The organism is Oleiphilus sp. HI0067 (genome assembly GCF_001635735.1).
Window position 1 is genome coordinate 1 of the sequence record NZ_LWFI01001439.1, and the last position, 850, is coordinate 850.

General features: G+C 45.3%; 2 protein-coding genes. Both read right to left on the reverse strand.

The window, feature by feature from the left end:
• On the reverse strand, window positions 1-272 hold a 272-nt coding region (locus A3739_RS23415), incomplete at its 3' end, for an NAD(P)-binding domain-containing protein (RefSeq protein WP_231877135.1).
• A gap of 9 nt (window positions 273-281) precedes the next feature.
• Window positions 282-850: 6-phosphogluconolactonase (gene pgl, locus A3739_RS23420; protein WP_156502788.1), on the reverse strand; the 569-nt coding region annotated here is incomplete at its 5' end.

Genomic DNA, 850 nt, shown 5'->3' on the forward strand with positions numbered 1-850 from the left:
AGATGAGGGATTAGTTGCGCAATAACGTCGTCAACAACTTGCCCCGCTCTAACCATCAGCATGATCTTGCGAGGAGTGCTTAAAGCATTCACTAGCTCTTCGATAGAGTGAGCGCCTTTGATGTTTGTTCCTTTTGCTGCGCCTGATAAAAACGCGCTGACTTTGTCTTTGCTGCGGTTATACGCCACCACTTCAAAGCCATGATTATCCATATTTAGAATGAGGTTTTGCCCCATTACTGCTAAGCCAATTACACCAATGTCTGCACTCATATCAGCCTCTTAATCGTTGACCAGTAAACTTGCCGCCGCTTCATCGAGCAACCATTGCGTCTCACCATCAAAGGCAAAAATATTCGCTGCTGGATATTGCTCAGATTCTTCTTCGTCACCAAACACATCTCGCACGATTTCTGCTTTGTTTGCCCCGGTCACGACAAAGGCAATGGATCGAGCATTGCATAAAGTCTCGGCCGACAATGACAAGCGCACCTCTCCTGTTTCGGGATGTGTTGCTGCAACCCAATTACTCTGTGCTTCGTAATCTACCTGCCCTGGAAATAGAGATGCAGTATGACCATCTTCACCTAAACCCAGTAACACCCAATCAAAACATGGGCGACCTTCATGCTTATCAAGCTTGGAAACAATCTCCTCTTCCGCATGCACTTGCTCTATCGATAATTCATTTGCACCATTTATTGGATGGAGGTTTTCTTCTGGGATTGGAACGTGTTGGAACAGTGTACGATAAGCTTCACCAAAATTACTTTGGGCACTTTCTTTTTCAACCATACGCTCATCGCCCCACCAAAAGTGCAAGTTATCCCAGCAAATTGCACTATTAAAAG